Annotated in this window: 17 protein-coding genes, 2 tRNA genes and 3 rRNA genes; 11 read left to right on the plus strand and 11 right to left on the minus strand. The window is 42.2% G+C overall.

Features of this window, described 5'->3' with window-relative positions; genetic code table 11:
- Both ccsB and HL41_RS06560 read left to right on the plus strand, forming a co-directional pair.
- Complete coding sequence (ccsB, locus tag HL41_RS06555) at positions 1-903, plus strand: c-type cytochrome biogenesis protein CcsB (RefSeq protein WP_081856497.1); 903 nt, start codon at positions 1-3, stop codon at positions 901-903.
- Between the two features lie 20 nt (positions 904-923).
- Complete coding sequence (locus HL41_RS06560; RefSeq protein WP_038061510.1) at positions 924-1637, plus strand: CBS and ACT domain-containing protein; 714 nt, start codon at positions 924-926, stop codon at positions 1635-1637.
- On the opposite strand, the gene HL41_RS06565 is transcribed toward HL41_RS06560, so the two are convergent.
- From HL41_RS06565 to HL41_RS06610, 9 genes are all read right to left on the minus strand, one after another.
- On the minus strand, positions 1623-3503 hold the full coding sequence (locus HL41_RS06565) for a penicillin-binding protein 1A (protein WP_051754557.1): 1881 nt from the start codon (positions 3501-3503) through the stop codon (positions 1623-1625). The two genes, HL41_RS06560 and HL41_RS06565, sit on opposite strands and share 15 nt — an antisense overlap.
- 89 nt (positions 3504-3592) lie before the next feature.
- Positions 3593-3709: ribosomal RNA gene (gene rrf, locus HL41_RS06570) — 5S ribosomal RNA — on the minus strand.
- A 60-nt stretch (positions 3710-3769) separates the two neighbouring features.
- Positions 3770-6795 (minus strand): 23S ribosomal RNA (locus tag HL41_RS06575).
- Between the two features lie 80 nt (positions 6796-6875).
- Positions 6876-6951: transfer RNA gene (locus tag HL41_RS06580), tRNA-Ala, on the minus strand.
- Positions 6952-6988: 37 nt separating this feature from the next.
- A tRNA-Ile gene (locus tag HL41_RS06585) sits at positions 6989-7064 on the minus strand.
- Positions 7065-7148: 84 nt separating this feature from the next.
- Positions 7149-8722 (minus strand): 16S ribosomal RNA (locus HL41_RS06590).
- The 16S, 23S and 5S rRNA genes sit together here with 2 tRNA genes alongside, the layout of an rRNA operon.
- 872 nt (positions 8723-9594) lie before the next feature.
- Positions 9595-10236: a hypothetical protein gene (locus tag HL41_RS06600; protein WP_038061516.1), complete on the minus strand. Its 642-nt coding sequence runs from the start codon at positions 10234-10236 to the stop codon at positions 9595-9597.
- Positions 10237-10768: 532 nt separating this feature from the next.
- Positions 10769-11152, minus strand: coding sequence for a DUF3862 domain-containing protein (locus HL41_RS06605; protein ID WP_038061519.1), 384 nt, complete (start codon positions 11150-11152; stop codon positions 10769-10771).
- Positions 11153-11226: 74 nt separating this feature from the next.
- The gene (locus HL41_RS06610; RefSeq protein ID WP_038061521.1) at positions 11227-11922 is read right to left on the minus strand and encodes an XRE family transcriptional regulator; all 696 of its coding nucleotides are present in this window, start codon (positions 11920-11922) and stop codon (positions 11227-11229) included.
- Between the two features lie 45 nt (positions 11923-11967).
- Here HL41_RS06610 and HL41_RS06615 point away from each other — a divergent pair, with 45 nt between their 5' ends.
- From HL41_RS06615 to HL41_RS06635, 5 genes are all read left to right on the plus strand, one after another.
- Positions 11968-12198 carry a helix-turn-helix domain-containing protein gene (locus HL41_RS06615; RefSeq protein ID WP_038061523.1) on the plus strand — a complete coding sequence of 77 codons (231 nt, stop codon included), beginning with the start codon at positions 11968-11970 and terminating at the stop codon, positions 12196-12198.
- 2 nt (positions 12199-12200) lie between these two features.
- On the plus strand, positions 12201-12452 hold the full coding sequence (locus tag HL41_RS06620) for a hypothetical protein (protein ID WP_038061528.1): 252 nt from the start codon (positions 12201-12203) through the stop codon (positions 12450-12452).
- Positions 12453-12669: 217 nt separating this feature from the next.
- Complete coding sequence (locus tag HL41_RS06625; RefSeq protein WP_144241977.1) at positions 12670-12969, plus strand: hypothetical protein; 300 nt, start codon at positions 12670-12672, stop codon at positions 12967-12969.
- Positions 12953-13453, plus strand: a complete 501-nt coding sequence (locus HL41_RS06630; protein WP_038061533.1) for a hypothetical protein — start codon at positions 12953-12955, stop codon at positions 13451-13453. The genes HL41_RS06625 and HL41_RS06630 overlap by 17 nt, the downstream gene beginning before the upstream one ends.
- Before the next feature lie 14 nt (positions 13454-13467).
- A complete protein-coding gene (locus HL41_RS06635; RefSeq protein ID WP_144241978.1) occupies positions 13468-13689 on the plus strand; it encodes a hypothetical protein in 222 nt (73 codons plus the stop codon).
- 9 nt (positions 13690-13698) lie between these two features.
- On the opposite strand, the gene HL41_RS06640 is transcribed toward HL41_RS06635, so the two are convergent.
- On the minus strand, positions 13699-14373 hold the full coding sequence (locus HL41_RS06640) for a DUF4145 domain-containing protein (RefSeq protein ID WP_038061539.1): 675 nt from the start codon (positions 14371-14373) through the stop codon (positions 13699-13701).
- A 23-nt stretch (positions 14374-14396) separates the two neighbouring features.
- Between HL41_RS06640 and HL41_RS06645 the strand changes: the two genes are divergently transcribed.
- Genes HL41_RS06645 through HL41_RS06660 form a run of 4 tightly spaced genes read left to right on the plus strand, consistent with a single transcriptional unit; the run spans position 14397 to position 17958 of the window.
- The gene (locus HL41_RS06645) at positions 14397-14633 is read left to right on the plus strand and encodes a hypothetical protein (protein WP_038061542.1); all 237 of its coding nucleotides are present in this window, start codon (positions 14397-14399) and stop codon (positions 14631-14633) included.
- The gene (locus tag HL41_RS06650; RefSeq protein WP_038061544.1) at positions 14633-16576 is read left to right on the plus strand and encodes a helix-turn-helix domain-containing protein; all 1944 of its coding nucleotides are present in this window, start codon (positions 14633-14635) and stop codon (positions 16574-16576) included. The genes HL41_RS06645 and HL41_RS06650 overlap by 1 nt, the downstream gene beginning before the upstream one ends.
- A gap of 18 nt (positions 16577-16594) precedes the next feature.
- On the plus strand, positions 16595-17479 hold the full coding sequence (locus HL41_RS06655; RefSeq protein WP_038061545.1) for an ATP-binding protein: 885 nt from the start codon (positions 16595-16597) through the stop codon (positions 17477-17479).
- A 26-nt stretch (positions 17480-17505) separates the two neighbouring features.
- Positions 17506-17958, plus strand: a complete 453-nt coding sequence (locus tag HL41_RS06660) for a hypothetical protein (protein WP_051754558.1) — start codon at positions 17506-17508, stop codon at positions 17956-17958.
- On the opposite strand, the gene HL41_RS06665 is transcribed toward HL41_RS06660, so the two are convergent.
- The gene (locus tag HL41_RS06665; RefSeq protein ID WP_038549552.1) at positions 17888-19093 is read right to left on the minus strand and encodes an IS256 family transposase; all 1206 of its coding nucleotides are present in this window, start codon (positions 19091-19093) and stop codon (positions 17888-17890) included. The two genes, HL41_RS06660 and HL41_RS06665, sit on opposite strands and share 71 nt — an antisense overlap.
- Positions 19094-19258: the final 165 nt, after the last annotated feature.

A 19258-nucleotide genomic window follows, 5' to 3' on the forward strand; every position in this document is an offset into this window, starting at 1 on the left:
ATGAGATTTAAAAATGTTATTTTTGGTTTTTTGTTAGCCATAATCTTGTATATAGCTATTTTCCGAACTTTACTTCCAGAAAACAGTTTAGTTTTTAGTTTAGCCACTTTTGTCTATTTTGTTGCGGCTTTAATTTATTTTATACATTGGGTTTTTAAGTGGGATTGGGGAGGATTTGTAGGTTCTACCATTGGTTGGGCTGGGTTGTTTTTAAACCTCGCGGCTTTTTTTATTAGATGGTATCAAACCCATCAAGCTGGCTTTGGCTACGTTCCTCTTTCCAACCTTTATGAATCTTTGGTCTTTTTTGGACTATGTATTGCATTAATTTATCTTGTTATGGAGTTTAAATTTCCTTCTAAAGCCTTAGGAAGCATTACCTTTACTTTGACTGCTTTTATCATGGCCTATGCCTCTCTTAAAGCTCCTGCTGAAATCAAGCCACTTCTCCCAGCCCTAAAAAGTAATTGGTTGATAGCCCATGTAGTTACCTGTTTTTTGGGATATGGGGCTTTTGCCGTTACCTTTGGTCTAAGCCTGTTTTATCTCATCGGAGCTAATAAAACTCTCTCAGCCTCTTTGCAAGTTTCTTTAGAACATTTTATATATAGACTGATGCTTTTTGGTTTCTTTTGGCTTTCCTTAGGTATTATCACCGGATCTGTTTGGGCGGAGCAAGCTTGGGGAAGCTACTGGAGCTGGGACCCTAAGGAAACCTGGTCTTTTATCACCTGGCTTATCTATGGCGGAGCCATCCATCTTCGTTTAATAAAAGGTTCTAAAGATTGGGGAGGGAAAAAACTTGCCTGGCTAAACATCATAGGGTTTGCCTCTGTACTTTTTACTTATTTTGGAGTAAACTTTTTATTGTCAGGATTACATAGTTATGCAACTCCAGGCTAATAAAACTGGAGGGGATTAAGATGTTAGTAAAAAATTGGATGACTGAAGAAGTGATTACCTTAGAAGAAGAGGAACCTATAACCAGGGCTATTCAACTTTTAAAGGAACACCAAATACGAAGGATTCCCATAACCAGAGGAGGAAAACTAGTAGGAATTGTTACCCAAACAGACATAAAAGAGGCTACCCCACCAAAATTCGTAGGGGTTGACCTAAAAGAACTTTATGACCTTTTTTTAAACCTAAAAGTAAAAGACATCATGACCCCAGACCCTATCACCGTATCTCCAGAAGATACCATAGAAAAAGCTTCTGTCCTTATGCTTGAAAACAAAATCTCTGGACTTCCGGTAGTTAATGAAAATAATTATGTTATAGGGATTATCACTCAAACAGACATTTTTAAACTTTTTGTTCAACTAACTGGGGCTTATTTCAGTCCTTATCATGTAGCCCTTTATATCAACTCACCCTATCAACTTCCTGAGATTTTAGAAATTTTTAAGAATTTACAAATAAATATTTATACCATTTTTTGCTGGAGAGACGAATTTTGTATAGATGATACCTGTAAAAAAAGAGTTTTTATTCGTTTCCAAGCTGTTGAAGAGGCTAAAATAAAGGAAGCTTTGGAAAAACTTGAGACTAAGTTTGAAATAGCTGAATTTAAGAAAGACAATATAAAAGATATCCCCCAAAAACGGAAAGAAGAAAAAAATTTATTGGTTTTCTAAATTTTCAGTATTTTCTTGATTCTGAGTCTCTGTATTCTCTGTATATAAAAAGAACCCTTGAGGTTTATGATTAGTTCCTTTCATTACGCTTAACCAAACAGGACAAGCAACCCTTCCTCCTGTTTCCCCTCTTTCTAACGTCTTACCTGAATCATAACCAACCCAAACACCACAAGTATAGGTAGGTGTAAACCCCACAAACCAAGCATCTCTATATTCCTGGGTAGTACCGGTTTTTCCAGCTACCGGCACACCCAATCCCCTGGCACAAGTTCCTGTTCCATAAAGAACTACTGCCTGTAGGAAATCATTCATTATAGAAGCAGTGTAAGGAGAAATTACCGGCTTAGCTACCACATCAGTTTTGTAAATAGGGGTTTTAGCAAACAAACTATCTCTCACTTCTTCTATAAACTTAGGTTTTACCATACGACCTAAGTTAGGGAAAATAGTAAAGCTCCTTGTGAGCTCTATCGGAGTTAATTCATAAGAACCAAGGGCTATACTATAATTAAAATCTCTAGGGATGTTAAGTTCTAATTTTTGAACCATATCATAAATTTTTTCTCTTCCTAGCATCAAAGCAAGCCTTACTGCTACTACGTTTCTTGACTTGGCTAAGGCATCCCTTAAGCTTATAGGACCTAAATACTGCCCATCATAATTTCCAGGTGACCAATCTTTGCCCTGGTCGCCTCCAGGAAGAGTTATAGGTTCATCGGGAATTACATCCTCTGGAGAGACTACTCGATCTTCAATAGCCTTAGCCCAGATAAAAGGCTTAAACGCAGACCCAGGTTGTCTTTTAGCTAGAATAGCTCTATTATAAGGAGAAGCCAAATAGTTTCTTCCTCCGATAAGAACCCTTACTCCTCCGTTTTTGTTTTCCATACAAACTACTGCTATCTCTGGAGGTTCTCTGTTCGTAAACATACGACTAAGGGTGTTCATAAGGTTTTCATATGCCTTCTTTTCCCACTCTAAATCAAGAGTAGTATAGACTACAAGTCCCCCCCTCTCTACTACCTCAGAAGGGAATAATTTTTTAAGTTCTTCTTTTATCACATCTAAGAAGTAGGCTGCATAAACAGGAATGTTAACATTTTTAGGGTTTAAATGTATAGGTTGAGATGAAATAGCCTGAGCTTTTTCAGGAGAAATAAAACCTACCTCTGCCATTCTTTTAAGCACATAGTTTCTTCTAGCTATAGAAAGATTATAATTTTGAAGGGGATTATATTTAGAAGGGGCTGCCGGTAAACCTGCCAAAACCGCTGCCTCGTTTAAGTCTAACTCCCAGACATGTTTGTTAAAATAAGTAAGGGCAGCAGCTTCTACTCCATAAGCCCCTTCCCCTAAGTAAATATGATTCAAATATATGGTTAGAATCTGATCTTTGGTTAGATATTTTTCAATTTGCCAGGCCAAAAACATCTCTTTGATTTTTCTTCTAAGCGTCCTTTCAGGAGAAAGGACAAGGGACTTAACTACCTGTTGAGTAATGGTACTACCGCCTTGGACTACCTTACCATGAACGATATTTTTGTAAAGTGCCCTTAATAAACTCCAAAAATCTATCCCTTTATGTTTATAGAAATTAGCATCTTCTGCAGCTAAAAAAGCTTGGATTACATGAGGAGGGATTTTATCTATAGGTACAAAAACACGCCTTACTGGACCGATAAAACCTACCAGATTCCCATGAATATCGTATACCAAATTTGTTTGTTCTGGTCGGTAGTTTTTAAGCTTAGAAATACTTGGGAGACTAACCTTAAGATAAATAAACCCAGCTGCTAAAATTATAGAGAAGAAAAGAAAAATCGATAAAACCAAAATACCTGTCAACTTAAAGACAGAATTCATAAAAGTTTATTATACCTTGATTTTTGATTTTGAGAACTTTTTAAAGAGATTTTTAAAAAGATTTAATTTAGGTATAAAAATAAAAAAATCCCGGGCACCGACCTACTCTCCCAGGGCGGTAACGCCCCAGTACCATCGGCCCTGGAGGGCTTAACTTCCGTGTTCGGAATGGGAACGGGTGTGGCCCCTCCGGTATAGGCACCCGGGAAACTTTAATATTTTTAACAAGTGAATGGGGTATCCTTTGGAACTTTTAAGCTGGTACTGCAGCCAAGCCGCACGGGCGATTAGTACCAGTAGGCTCCACCCATTGCTGGGCTTCCACCTCTGGCCTATCAACCAGGTAGTCTCCCTGGGCCCTTCAGGGGGTGGGTTGCCCCACCCTCGGGAGGCCTAATCTTGGGGTGGGCTTCCCGCTTAGATGCTTTCAGCGGTTATCCCTTCCGCACATGGCTACCCGGCTCTGCTCCTGGTGGAACAACCGGGACACCAGAGGTGCGTCCACCCCGGTCCTCTCGTACTAGGGGCAGCTCCCCTCAAGCCTCCTGCGCCCGCGGTGGATAGGGACCGAACTGTCTCACGACGTTCTGAACCCAGCTCACGTACCCCTTTAACGGGCGAACAGCCCGACCCTTGGGACCTTCTCCAGCCCCAGGATGGGATGAGCCGACATCGAGGTGCCAAACCGCTCCGTCGATGTGAACTCTTGGGAGCGATCAGCCTGTTATCCCCGGGGTAACTTTTATCCGATGATCGACGGCCCTTCCACTCAGGACCGCCGGGTCACTAGGCCCGGGTTTCCCCCCTGCTCGGCCTATCGGCCTCGCAGTCAAGCCCCCTTATGCCCTTACACTCAACGGTGGATTTCTATACCACCTGAGGGGACCTTTGGGCGCCTCCGTTACTCTTTAGGAGGCGACCGCCCCAGTCAAACTGCCCGCCAGGCACTGTCCCTCGGAAGGCTTTCTTCCGCAGGTTAGAACCCTGAGGCAGGAAGGGTGGTATCTCACCGGTGGCTCCACAGGAGCTGGCGCCCCTGCTTCACAGCCTCCCACCTATCCTGCACATCCTACCCCAAGGTTCAATGCCAAGCTGCAGTAAAGCTCCACGGGGTCTTTCCGTCCCACCGCGGGTACTCGGCATCTTCGCCGAGACTACAGTTTCGCTGGGCCCCTGGCCGAGACAGCGCGGCAGTCGTTACGCCATTCATGCAGGTCGGAACTTACCCGACAAGGAATTTCGCTACCTTAGGACCGTTATAGTTACGGCCGCCGTTTACTGGGGCTTAAGGGCAGAGCTTCGCGGAATTAATCTCCGCTAACCCCACCCCTTCACCTTCCAGCACCGGGCAGGCGTCGGGCCCTATACGTCCTCTTACGAGTTAGCAGAGCCCTGTGTTTTTGGTAAACAGTCGCCACCGCCGTTTCCCTGCAACCCGCCTCGGCTTCGACCGCAAGGGCCTACACCTAACGCGGGCACCCCTTCTCCCGAAGTTACGGGGCCAATTTGCCGAGTTCCTTAGCCAGGGTTGCCCCACGCGCCTTGGCAGATTACTGCCCGCCCACCTGTGTCGGTTTGCGGTACGGTCACCAGAGCTTCAACGGCCACGAGGCTATTTCTTGGCAGCGTGGTCCGAGCTCCTTCCCGAGAGCCGTAGCTCTCGGTTACTTACTCCCCCTCACCCTCCGGACCGGGATTTGCCTCGGTCCATCATCGGGCTAGAGGTTTGGAGGGCCAACCATACAGCCCCGGAGCCCTTCCCTTCTGCGTCACCCCTTGGCCTCCACTCTGGTGGCGGGGGAATATTAACCCCTCTTCCCATCCCCTACGCCTTTCGGCCTCAGGTTAGGGGCCGGCTAACCCTGGGCGGACGACCCTTCCCCAGGAAACCTTGGGCTTACGGCGGGAGGGATTCTCACCCTCCTTATCGCTACTCGTGCCCGGATTCTCTCCTCCAGCACCTCCAGTAGCCCTTACGAGCTACCTTCATCGGCAACTGGAGTGCTCCCCTACCGCTGAAAGGCTCAAAGCCTTTCAGCCCGCAGCTTCGGCGCCTGGCTTAAGCCCCGTGTAATTTTCGGCGCACCCCCGCTCGCCCAGTGAGCTGTTACGCACTCTTTAAATGATGGCTGCTTCTAAGCCAACATCCTGGGTGTCTTAGCAGGGGCACCTCCTTTACCACTTAGCCAGGACTTAGGGGCCTTAGCTGGCGGTCTGGGTTCTTGCCCTCTCGTCCTAGGACGTTATCGCCCTAAGACTCACTCCCGAGCTGCGCTTGCCGGTATTCGGAGTTTGCCTGGGTTCGGTAGGCTGGTAAGCCCCCTAGCCCAAACAGTGCTCTACCCCCGGCAGCGACCACTCGAGGCTGCACCTCAATGCATTTCGGGGAGAACCAGCTATCACGGGACTCGATTAGCTTTTCACTCCTACCCACAGCTCATCCGAGGAGTTTTAACCCTCCACCGGTTCGGGCCTCCAGTGGGGATTAACCCACCTTCACCCTGGCCATGGGTAGATCGTCCCGCTTCGGGTCTGCCGCCAGCGACTTAACGCCCTATTCGGACTCGCTTTCGCTACGGCTCCGCCTCAACGGCTTAGCCTCGCCACTGACGGCAACTCCCGGGCTCATTATGCAAAAGGCACGCCGTCAGGAAGGATTTTTCCTTCCCTCCGACTGCTTGTAGGCTAGCGGTTTCAGGTTCTATTTCACTCCCCTCCCGGGGTTCTTTTCACCTTTCCCTCACGGTACTAGTGCACTATCGGTGTGCGGGTAGTATTTAGCCTTGGAGGGTGGTCCCCCCAGATTCACACGGGATTCCACGTGTCCCGTGCTACTCGGGATCTACACCCAGGGAGACCGCCTCCCTTTCGCCTACGGGGCTTTCACCCTCTCCGGCGGGCCATTCCAGGCGCCTTCGGCTAGAGAGGCGGTTTTGTAACTCCCCGAGAGGTCCGTGGCCCTCTCCGGTGTAGTCCCACGACCCCAGACAGGCAACGCCCACGGGCTTTTACACCTGCCTGGTTTAGGCTCCTCCCCTTTCGCTCGCCGCTACTCAGGGAATCTCGGTTGATTTCTTTTCCTCGGGGTACTGAGATGTTTCACTTCCCCCGGTGTCGCCTCCATGGGCTCTTAACCCATGGATGACTGGGTATTACCCCAGCCGGGTTTCCCCATTCGGGCATCCCCGGATCAACGCCTGCTTGCGGCTCCCCGGGGCTTATCGCAGCTTGCCACGCCCTTCATCGCCTCCCGCACCCGAGGCATCCACCGCTAGCCCTTAGTAGCTTGACTACAGGAACCAGCTTAAAGATGCCAAAGGATACCCCTATTCACTTGTCAAAGATCTAATTTTTCCACCACTTTTCATTAAGTGGTGGAGGTGAACGGATTCGAACCGTCGACCTCCGGCTTGCAAAGCCGGCGCTCTCCCAACTGAGCTACACCCCCACGCCTTCCTCCTAAACCCATCCTCTAACCAAGAGAATGGGCCTAGGAGGATTCGAACCTCCGACCTCACGCTTATCAGGCGTGCGCTCTAACCTGAGCTGAGCTATAGGCCCGTAATCCGCTCACCCATTCCTTTCAAAGAACATAAAAATTTATATAGAATAGCGTCCGCAAGGAGCCCCTAAAATTCTCCTTAGAAAGGAGGTGATCCACCCCCACCTTCCGGTAGGGGTACCTTGTTACGACTTCACCCCAGTCACCAGCCCCACCGTAGGCGTCCCCCTCCAGGCAATGCCCGGTTAGGGTAACGACTTCGGGTGGAGCCGGCTTCCGTGGTGTGACGGGCGGTGTGTACAAGGCCCGGGAACGTATTCACGGCGGCATGCTGATCCGCCATTACTAGCGATTCCGGCTTCACGGGGTCGAGTTGCAGACCCCGATCCGAACTGAGGAGGGCTTTCTGGGATTAGCTCCCCCTTGCGGGTTCGCAACCCTCTGTACCCCCCATTGTAGCACGTGTGTAGCCCTGGGCATAAGGGCCATGAGGACTTGACGTCATCCCCTCCTTCCTCCGGGTTATCCCCGGCAGTCCCCTTAGAGTGCCCGGCCGAACCGATGGCAACTAAGGGCAGGGGTTGCGCTCGTTGCGGGACTTAACCCAACATCTCACGACACGAGCTGACGACAGCCATGCAGCACCTGTGCTAGAGCGCGTAGAGATAACCCCTACGCTCCCCCGGTGTTTCCACCAGGGTACAACCCTAGCATGTCAAGCCCAGGTAAGGTTCTTCGCTTTGCATCGAATTAAACCACGTGCTCCACCGCTTGTGCGGGCCCCCGTCAATTCCTTTGAGTTTCAGCCTTGCGGCCGTACTCCCCAGGCGGGGCGCTTAACGCGTTAGCTACGGCACAGAGGCTTTCACCCCCACACCTAGCGCCCATCGTTTACGGCGTGGACTACCCGGGTATCTAATCCGGTTTGCTCCCCACGCTTTCGTGCCTCAGCGTCAGGAACCGTCCAGCTGGCCGGCTTCCCCACCGGTGTTCCTCCCGATATCTACGGATTTCACCCCTACACCGGGAATTCCGCCAGCCTCTCCGGCCCTCAAGCCAGACAGTATCATAGGCCTTTCCGGAGTTGAGCTCCGGGCTTTAACCTATGACTTGTCCGGCCGCCTACGCACCCTTTACGCCCAGTAATTCCGGGCAACGCTCGCCACCTGCGTATTACCGCGGCTGCTGGCACGCAGTTAGCCGTGGCTTTCTCCTGGAGTACCGTCAGCCAGGATAGGTTATTCACCTACCCTGGGTTCTTCCTCCAGAACAGGGGTTTACGACCCGAAGGCCTTCTTCCCCCACGCGGCGTCGCTGGGTCAGGCTTTCGCCCATTGCCCAAGATTCCCCCCTGCTGCCTCCCGTAGGAGTCGGGCCCGTGTCTCAGTGCCCGCGTGGCCGACCACCCTCTCAGGCCGGCTACCCGTCGTCGCCTTGGTGGGCCATTACCCCACCAACTAGCTGATGGGCCGCGAGCCCCTCCCCAGGCAGGAGCTTGCTATGCAGAGGCCCCCTTTCATCACCGAACTTGCGTCCGGTGACTTTATCCGGTATTAGCTACCCTTTCGGGTAGTTATCCCAGACCCGGGGACAGGTTACTCACGTGTTACTCACTCGTCTGCCGCGGTACTAGGGCCGAAACCCTTTCCCGCTCGACTTGCATGGGTTAGGCGCGCCGCTAGCGTTCGCCCTGAGCCAGGATCAAACCCTCAGGGAAAATTTTGTCCTGGCCACCTGCCTATAAACAGGCCGGCCGCAACTTTCAATTTAATTTAAAAAGGAATTGCGGGGCCCTTGCGAACGCTATTCAATTTTCAAAGAACATTTTTAATAAAAAATTAAAACAACTTTTAAATTTGTCAAGAGCCTTTGAAAAGAAATTTTCAAAAGACAAAATTTAATATAACACAATCTGTCTTTTTGTCAAGAGGCTTAAGCACCCTCCTAAAAACAACTCCTACCCTTCACTTCTTAACAAAGAACGACTTAGCGTGAAAATTAAATTTAACACAGCCCTGTAAATTGTCAAGAGGGTTTTTAAATTTTATTTCTAATTTTTTCTTACCTCTTTTAACAAAGAACAATCTTAAACTTGATAAAAAGAATACACTAAATTTTTGGGTTGTCAACCCCTTATTCAAAAAATTTATATTTTTAAATTACATGGCATCAAGATTAGACGACTACACAATTTTTACCTTGTTTTTTAGCTTTATAAAGATTATTGTCTGCGATAAAAAGCATCTCTCTTAAACTGTTTTTAAGCTCAAGTGCTCCTCCGATAGAGTGTTAAATCTACTAAAAAAGTTTAGGAAGGGAAGAGAGGAGGGGTTGGGAGGGTTGGATTTGTGAGGGGTAGAGGAGATGGGATCTAAACTTTATTACTGGAATAAGGGGTTAAAGTGGGTTTTTAAAGGGGATTTTCCAAGAATAAGGTTGAGGATTTTACAGGGTTTTAAACATGTTTAAAAAAGAATTTATGAGGCTTTGCTGAAAAATGGATGGTTCCAACCTTTTATACAAAGGTTGGAACCAAGGTTGGAACCAAATGGGCAAGGTTGGAACCTTCCTGGTTCCAACCTTGTGGTTTTATTTTGGGAGAATGTTAAAAAGTTTCAAGTATTCCATATCTTCTTTGCGGTTTTCATAGATAGAAATTTTTATCCATTGAGGTTTTGAGGCTATCATGCTCACAGAGTAAACCATGATGTAATCGGGTTCTTTGGTAGAGCTTAAGAATATCCCTGGATACTGTTCACATCCTTTTTTGATGCATGTTCTTAGTGAGGTAAGAATTTTTTCTATAGGAGGATTGGTAATTTTAAGAACCTGGAAAACCGAGTTTAAAAGCAACAAGCCATCTTTATCTGATTTGGAAAGGCAATTAAAGCCAAGTTTTCGGTCAATTTCACAATTAATGACAATTTCTAAGTGAGGTGGCCAGTAATTTATATCGTCTGGCTTGGTCTTTGTTTTTTCCATATAGGTCACCGCTCCAATATGAGTAAAAGATGGCGAGTGGATATTAAGTTCATAATGTTTGCTATTTTCTTTGTCCTTTTTAGAAAGTCTGGTGATTTTTTTATTTTGTTGCATTAAGCGATCAATTTGATGTAAAAGGTCGGGAGTGATTTTTCTCGGTTGACCAGCTATGTTTTCACTAAAAATGCCAACGAGAATAAAAAGACCAAAGATAATAGCAAGGGTATTAAAAAATTTCTTTTTCTTCATAGGACACCTCCTTTTTAGTGTTTGTTATAGAAAACATTTTGGAAAAAAGTAAGGAAAAGACAAGGGGGATTTTTATAAAGAGATTTCTCGTATGAGTTTTAAGGCTACTGCGATGATGCGGGCTTCTTGGGGGACAATAGGCGGATAATTTGGATTATCGGAGGTTAAAAGGATTAGACCATCTTTTTTCATTAGCCTTTAAGGGAATTGCATTTTTTTTGCAAAATGGTTGTAAGTAGGAAGTGAGAGTTTATGAGGGATGGAAAGAATTTGAGTTGCATGTTTTTGCAACATAATTTTGGTTTTTGGAGTGATCTTAAAAGAAATTGCATGATTTTGCAAGATGTGTAAAAATTGGTTAAATGGTTGTAAATAAGAATTTATCAAGGTTTTCTTGAAAAAGGGGGTTACAACCTTTAACAAAAAGGTTACAACCAAGCTTACAACCAAACCCTACAACCAAACCCTACAACCTATAACCAGAGGTTCTTACCTTTTTTAAAAAGTTTAATCTTTTGGAGGTTTCAAGTTTCTATTTAAGAATAGTTTTAGAGCTTACTTTACCATTGTCAAAAGTTATCATTACTCCTTGAGCAAAGCCTTTATAATAATACCAATTTTCAATTTTCCCAAGTCCAGCCACTTCTGTTTCATCTATACTATCTGGTTCTCCAAGTATATTTTTTACTTGCTCTTTTTTCATTCCTATTTTAATTTTTTGATAAGCTTTTTCAAAATCTTCAGTTTTTTCTTCTTCTGCTTTTTGGGTATCAGCTTTGGGTGTTTCTACCGTTTTTTCTTCTTTTGGAGTAACATTGGGAGCTTGCGTTTTTTTCTCTCCACCCCCAAAAAAAATTCCTATAAGAATAAGAAAACCAAAAAAGATTGCAACTCCAATTAACACTTTCTTAAACATATGGCACCTCCTTTTTTAAGGTTTACTATAAAGAACATTTCTACAAGAAAAATAGAAAAAGGCAAGGGGGATTTTTATAAAGAGATTTCTCGTAGAAGTTTTAAGGCTACGGCGATGATGCGGGCTTCTTGAGGGATAATAGGCGGATAATTTGGATTATCAGAGGTTAAAAGGATTAGACCATCTTTTTTCATTAGCCTTTTCACTAAAAGTTCTCCTTCTTGGTCGGCAACGATGACAATTTTTCTATTAGGGATGTCAAAACCGTCGCCAATGTAAATTTTTGCTATTACTTTATCTCCTTCCTGTAAAGTAGGTTCCATGCTATCGCCGTGGACTTCAACGGCAATAAGGTCAGAGGGGTTAACTCTGGGAATTTTTTTGGTTTCTATGTAGCCGATGATTTCAATATCACCTTTCATTTGAGGGAAGCCTGCTCCAGCTTTTCCTATGACAGGAACAAGGATGCTGTTTTCTTTAATTCGGCGTTGTTCAGCTAAGATGATTTCTTCTATGCTTGGCTTTTTTTCAAAGATTTCGCCTTGACCAGTTTTAAGCCATTCGTAGGAGACGCCGAAGATTTGGGAAATTAAGCGTAAAATCTTATCGGGAATTGGATATTCATTAGATTCATAATATTGAAGAGTTCTGAGCCCAATCATCAATTTTTCAGCAAAATCTTTTTGAGAGAATTTTAAAATATTTTTGCGTAAATGTTTAATTCTTTGAGCTAATTCACTATTTTTATCTAAATTTCCGCAATTTTGCATTTTTTATCCTCTTGACATATATGCAAAATTGCGTATACTATTCCCATGATGGTTAAAAAGAGAAACATCAAAAAGCAAAGATACAAGACGAATGCAAGGTTAATTAAATCGCTTCTTGTGCTAAGAGGGGTTAAGCTGGTTGATTTGGCAAAAGAGTTTGGGATTACCAAGCAGTATCTTTGGTATGTCATACACGGAAGACGCAAGGGGGAAAGGATACGCAAAAAAATAGCCCAATTTTTAGGTATGCCATATGACCAACTTTGGGGGGAGTAAAAATGGAAAAAAGTATCAAAATTTACAGTCATGGTCCTATTTGCCTTGAGATTTCGGCAAATTTGTTAGCTCTTTTAACAGGGTTATTAAAGCCTCCAGATAATCAGTTTGAAGCTCAACAGTCCAATAAAGCTTCTTTTGACCATAATTTTCAACTACTTGAGGTATTGCAGATTTTAGCTGAACGGTTCCGAATACTACCACAGCAGGGGATTGAGTTATCAAGTATACGAATTCGGATTGAGATAGAGTAATGGTAAGGCTAATATTGCGGTTCATTTATAGCCTCCGTGTTCTTTTTAGTAAACATTTTAACTTTGAAGCTAAGGAAAGGCAATGTCAAAGCTTCGGAAAAAATTGACATATAAGGAAGGGGCTCCGTTTATTAGGAAGGGGGACCTGGATGTCACGGAAGGCTTTAGAAAAGCAGTATCGGAAGCAATTAAAAAGTCGGGATATAGCAGGGAGCAGGTGGTGGAATTGATTGAGATTATGACCAATCAAAGGATTTCTAAGCACATGTTAGATCAGGCGACATCATCCAAAAAAGAGTATAGGTTCCCGGCTGAGGTTTTACACGCTTTCTGCGTGATCACTGGGAGCTTGGAGCCCTTTCGGGTTTTGCTTCGTGCGATTGGATGTGAGGTTGTAGACCCTTCGGAAGAGAGGGCTTTGAGGCTTGCAAGGCTACTTAAGGAAAAAGAGAGGATAGAAAGGGAAATAGAAAAACTAAAAAGAGAGATGGAGGTGGAGTATGCAAGTAACGCTTAATGAAATAGCAGAGAAGCTTGGGTTAGACTACAACACGATTTGGAAAAGGGCTAAAGAAGAAGGATGGGAACCAATAGGTCGAAAAGGAGTTAATGGGAGTCCTAAACTGTATGATCTGTCTACTTTACCCGAGGATATTCAAGAGGCGTTTTCAGAAGATGCACAATTTGAAAGCTCTCTGAATATAAGAATAAGTGAACTGCAGTTTTTCGTTAAGAAGATGGAAGAGATAATACAAAAATTGCTTGAGTTGTCTGGGTTAAATGTAAAAGGAGTAAAAAGGGTGTTAATAACTAATTCTGGGTATGAAATAGAGTTAACTTCTGAAGCAATGATTAGCTTTGTTAAGAAGTATGGGTTTAAAGTTAGTAGATATGCGACAGGTGTAAAAAATGAATACTGGGTATGGGTAAGAATAAATCATGATATAGTGCTATTTTCTATGGTTAGAAAAGAAGTATTTGAGCAGTATTTCAAGGTATAAGGGAGGGAAGAATGATGATAATACAAGAGAAAGGACAAAGGAAACACAAGATATTGTATGTAGTAATTTTGATTTTTTTGGTAATTAGCATGGTATTGCAGATAAAAGTTTTGAAAGAGATTTCGGAAATTCGTGCTCAGAAAGAAGAAGGCGTCATTTATATTTTAAATCCAGCAATTGCAAAGGATACGGGAGTTGTATATATACCGCCATGTGAAGATAGATGTGAGAGGTAAGGTATGATGTTAAGAACGGCGTTTTTCTTTAATTCTTGCAGGAAGTTCAAAGGTATAGATAAGAAAGAGCTTAACAAATTCAACGATCTCTTCTGCTTCTTCAGGAGTGATATCGGTATAGAGAAGGTCGTGAAGGGATTCATTACCTTCAATTCGGACATGGTGTGCCCAATCAGCGATAGGCTTGGTAATAATACCTTTTCTAAGAAGGTCATCTATTTTGTCTATCAGTCTATCGCCTTCTCCTCCAAGATATTTAATAGCAGATTCGAGAACTGCTCGACAACCACCTACGATAAGCGAAGGCTCTTTCTTTTCTCGGAGCATTTCTTGAAGGTCTTCAAAAACAACTCTTACTTTATCTGGCAAAGATGGATGAGAATAAACAGGCTTAGGTTCTGGATAAACTTTAAGAATTTTAAAGTAAAGAGGGCGAGAAGGTTGATATTGAAAATTCTGAAGAGCTTCTCTCATCTCAGAATAATGTTTTTCAGGTATTTCAATTTTAATAAGACAGGAATTATTACAATTCGGACATTTAGCAAGTGTATCAACTTCAACAATATGAATATGATTGCCTTGTATTGTAACTTCTTTAACTCGTTTATAGCTATCAACTGCAGTAACCGTAAAGTTTACTTTGGCATAGCAAAAGGGACATTCAGTTGGGGGCAAGGTATACATAAGATACCTCTCGGAGGTGTGGAATGTTTTTAACAGAAATTATGAATGAAATAGATGAAATTGTCAAGGAAGTTAATGACCCAGAAGAGGCTGTAAGAAAAATCATGAAAAAAATAGCCTTATTAGAAAGGGAAGATAGGACTTTGGTGATTGAAGCAATTGTAAGGAATTACATCATTGCTTTTAAGAGGGCAGAGTTTGCTACTGCAAAATATGAGGCGTTAAAGAGGGAAAAAGAAGCTTTAAAAGGGAAAGAGTAATGAGAGAGTTTGAGGTTTGGCTTTCAAGGGCTGAAGTCCAGGAACTTTTAGGGATAAGCCAGCAAGCTATATCAAAAGCTATCCAAAAAGGGAAATTCAAAGTTCAAGAAATATATGGGAATGGGGGAAGACAATACCGAATTGCTCTTTCCAGTTTGCCAGCTGATGCACAAGTAAGATATTTACAGGCTCATCCAGAGGTGTGGCAGGAGGCTTTAAAGATTAAAGAGCTTTCAGAGGAGGCAAGGGCTTTCTTAATTAAGAAGACACTTCCGCAAAAGGAAGAAAATGAAATATCCGTAAGGGTTGCAACAATGGATAGAGCTTGGGCAATAAAGGAATACTTGCAAAATCCTTGCTATGAGACGGCAAAAAGAATTGCTGAAGAGCTAAAAGTCCATGTGTCAACGATTTATAGATGGATAAAAAAGGCTGAAGAAGAGGCTGAAAGAATTCGGATGATGAAATTGGAAAAACAAACAGTGCCTATTAAGTTTCCACGAACAAGTGTGTCTGAGGATGTGCTGATTGAAAGCTTGAGCATCATTTTAAGCTCTCATGGAAAGAGAATTATCAACGGGTGGCAGTATGTAGTGAATAAAGGGTATGATATCTCTTATTCGCAGTATACACGAATTCTCAATAAGATGACGCCACCTTTCAGTAAAATACTTGAGTATCACAGGTCTGGAAGAATTTCAGCATTACTTACAGAGACTCCCAAAATTATCAGGGCTTGGAGTGAGCTTCCGGTTATGCATACCCTTGTAGGGGACCAACATTATCTTGACTACTACATGTATAGTCCGGAGCTTGATGAGGTGGTTAAGGTTCAGCTTTACATCTGGGCTGATTGTTCAAGTAGGTATTTTGTTTCTTGTGTGCCTTCAATTGGGGAGCAGTATACGCAATGGCATGTGCAGGTAAGTTTGGCTGAAGCTTTTAGAATACATGTTCCTTCTGAGATATACACCGACTGGGGTAAGCAAGAGAATTCAAAAATGACAGCTGAATTTATTGACAGGCTTGCTTCTGGGAAGATCTATCTTGGGGATTGGGATGATTTCTTAGAAAAGTATCCAGAGGCAAAGATAGCAAGAAAAAGGTCTACCCCGGGAGTTCCACCTGTTAAGCCAATTGAAAATATGATCAGGAGGTTTACTGAGTTTCTTAATCAAGAGGGGCTTACAGGTTATGCAAAGAGGGATTTGAAAGATCCGTTCAGAAACAAGCAAATTCAGGAATTATTGAAAGCACAAATTAAAAAGAAGGATCTACCAACGGTTGAAGAAGGCTTGAAGGTTATCGCAAATGTTATTGAGAAGTGCAATATAACGGAGATAAAAACAAAAGAAGGCAAGAGATTTATTCCAGCTGAGTTTTTATGGAAAGGACTTGAAGGAAGAAGGGTTGTTATTGGGGATGATGAGATTGCAATGATATTTTTCCCAGCTTTTGTGAGAAAGGTAAGAAATGCTTCGGTTCAAGTAAAACTTGGGACAAAAACGGTTGTCTTTACTGCAAAAGAATTGACTTGGCTTCGTGATGGGGAAGAGGTCATGATTAAAGTTAATCCTTTCCCTCCGCATGAAGGGTCAATGTTTTTTAGATGGAATGGAAGTGATTGGGAATTTTTAGCTCCCGCTACAGTGTGGATTGGTCATAGGGTGCATCCTCAGGATCAGGAAAAGCTTGCTAAGGCTATGGAAGTGAAAAATCACTATCTTAAACAGTTCGTTTTAGCGATAAGAGAAATTCATGAGAGAGCAAAGAATACTTTTGGGGTGGTTGAAGATAAGCCTATAAGAAAATTGACATCCGCTATTAAACATAAGCAAGAAGGTATGGGAGATTTGATTTTCTTAGATATCAAAAAATTTAAAAACATAAGGGATAAGAATTGGGAAGCACTCGAGAAGCTTGCAGAATTTTATAATTATTAAAACAAGGGGGTGATAAAAATGGAAGCACAAGCACGAATAATAGATTTCGAATTTGCAGATTTACTTAAACTCTCGGGGTTAACTTTTAAACAACTTGCTAGTATTTTGCGTGAAAAAGGAATCAATGTATCACCAGCAATGCTTTGCATGATTAAAAATGGTCAAAAAAATTCTCATCCTCTTAAAGAACAAATTAAAGAAATTTTAAAAGAATACATCGAACAGTCTAAAGAAGAAAAAGAAACTATAAAATTTTTAACCGAAGCACAAAGAAGAATGCTATCAGTTTTAGAAGCAACTTATGAAGATAGGGAATTTGCTTTGATTGTTGGTCCAAGTGGAATTGGGAAAACTTATATAGTTGAAAAGTTTGCAGAAGAACATGAGGGAGTTGTGATTTATAAAGTAGCAAAAGCTATGTCACTTGGAGATTTACTTAGAGAGCTTTGCAAAGTGCTTAAACTACCTGAATGGGGCACAAATTATCAGAAATTTAGCAGGATCAAAGAGAGCCTAAAAGGAAAAAAAATGCTTATTGTTGATGAAGCTGATTTGCTTGCTGATGAATCGCCAAATAGGTTTTTGCGGAAGATAGAAATTTTTCGTGAGCTTGCGAATGTGTGTGCGGTTGTGCTTGTTGGACTTCCTGAACTTGATGAAGCAATTTATGCAAATGTAAAAAGCTATATTTACTCAAGAATGGGATATTATGCTTATTTAAAAGAGCCAGAACCTCAAGAACTTATCAAATATTGTGAATTAAAAGGAATAAAAAATATAAGACAGGTTGCAGGTGCTTCAATTGGAAGGGGCTATTTTCGTTACATAGATAAGGTGGCAAAAAGAGCAAAGAAAATAGGAGAAGAACTGGCTTTGTCAATTATGTATGCAGGAAAAAGATAAAAATTAAAAAAGGAGGTGATGAAAAGATGACGAAAGAAAAAAAAACTAAAAATGATAAAAAAGAGATTTATAAAGCTAAATTACTTGCTATTTTAGCAAAACATGTGGGGAAAAGTAAATCAATTGGTATGGGGGCATTATATGAGCAAGTTTTTGGGAATACTTGCAAAGATAAAGTTAATCAAGCACGAATTATAAGAGCTCTTGTAACTGAATTGAGAAAGGAAGGGATTCCAATTTGCTCTGACCAGGATAAAGAAGGTGGAGGATATTATTTAGCTGCTGCTGGTAAAGAGCTGGAGGAATATTGTATGAAATTAAGAAAGCGTGCATTAAAGATTTTGCATATGGAAGCAATACTCAGAAATAAAACTCTACCAGAACTTCTTGGGCAACTTGTGACACTTGTCAAGAGAATTGTGTCTCCTTATAAAATCTCTTTACAAACATTTGCCTCAATTCGTATAAAGCAGACTTAATTAAAGGAAGTGGTTTTTGCCATCTCGTTTTCTGAATCCGACTTACTGTTATGTATATCGCAACCTCTGCTGTCTTGATTGATTGAAAATATCCCCCTGTATTTACCCTTATCAGCTCTATCCTGCTATTTATATTCTCAACCACATTCGTCGTGTATATATACCTCCTCACCCCCTCAGGATATTTCTTATAAACAAAATAATGCTCCTTCTTTTTCAAAAGTCCCTTTATATAAGCTGGATACTTCTTCTCATAACTCTTACATAATTCCTCAAATCTAATTAAGGCCCTCTCATACTCCTCTATCCTCTTTATAATGCTTAACTCCTCATAAAATTTTTTAGCATCCTGCTTAGACATGTTCCTGTTGATGTTCCTTTGCATGTGTACAAAACAAAGCTGATGATCTGTCTCAGGAAAAAGGGCTTTTATGGCTTGAGCAAGGCCAGGAAAATCATCACTCACTATTACCATAACCCTCTTAACTCCCCTCTTTATCAAATCATTAAGTATCTGGAGCCAGTCCTCCTTCGTCTCTGAACCAAAATAAATGTAATAAGAAAGTAAATTTTTTCTTCCCTCCATATCTATTCCGATGATATTATAAATAACTGCTTTTCTGATTCTGTTGGCTTCGGTATCTTTTATCTGAGTATGATAAGCGTCTATAAACATAGCAAACAAATTTTCTGGCAATTCTTTGGTTTTTAATTCTTTGGCTTGGTTATACAATTCTTCTTTAATTTCTTCTATTTGTTCTGGAGAGTAGGGAAGTTTCATAGATTGCAAGAGGGCTTTGATTTTATTGGGGGAGTAGCTTTGGAGAACGAGGTTAAGGATAAAGTCCTGGAAAGATTCATCAGCTTTTTGCCATTCAGGAGGAAGAATAGCAGGTCTGAATTCAGATTTTCTATCTCTTGGGACAGAGATACCAAGGTTACCTAAGAAACAGGCAAGTTGTCTTTCATAGTAACCATTAGCTTTATTATCAATACTATCTCTAAGGAATATTTCTCTTTCTTTTTTCATGAGAGCGTTTAAGAGGAGTGCAGCAGCCATTTTGATACCCTCTTTTGATTCAATTTTTGAGATTTCACTTAAAACTTTTTCTAAATCTAAGTCTAAGTTTTTCATTTTACAGACCTCCTGGTTAGTTTAGTCTTTTAGGTTTTATGTTATCATTAATTTAAAAAATATTAAAAATTTTTATTATGCCTCTAAAATATTTTATTAAAAGACACAATTTATATTCTACTCCCCAACTTGTATTAAGTATGGGAAGAAAATCTATAAAAGAAA

Origin of the sequence: Thermodesulfobacterium commune DSM 2178, assembly GCF_000734015.1 — a bacterium.
Classification (GTDB): domain Bacteria; phylum Desulfobacterota; class Thermodesulfobacteria; order Thermodesulfobacteriales; family Thermodesulfobacteriaceae; genus Thermodesulfobacterium; species Thermodesulfobacterium commune.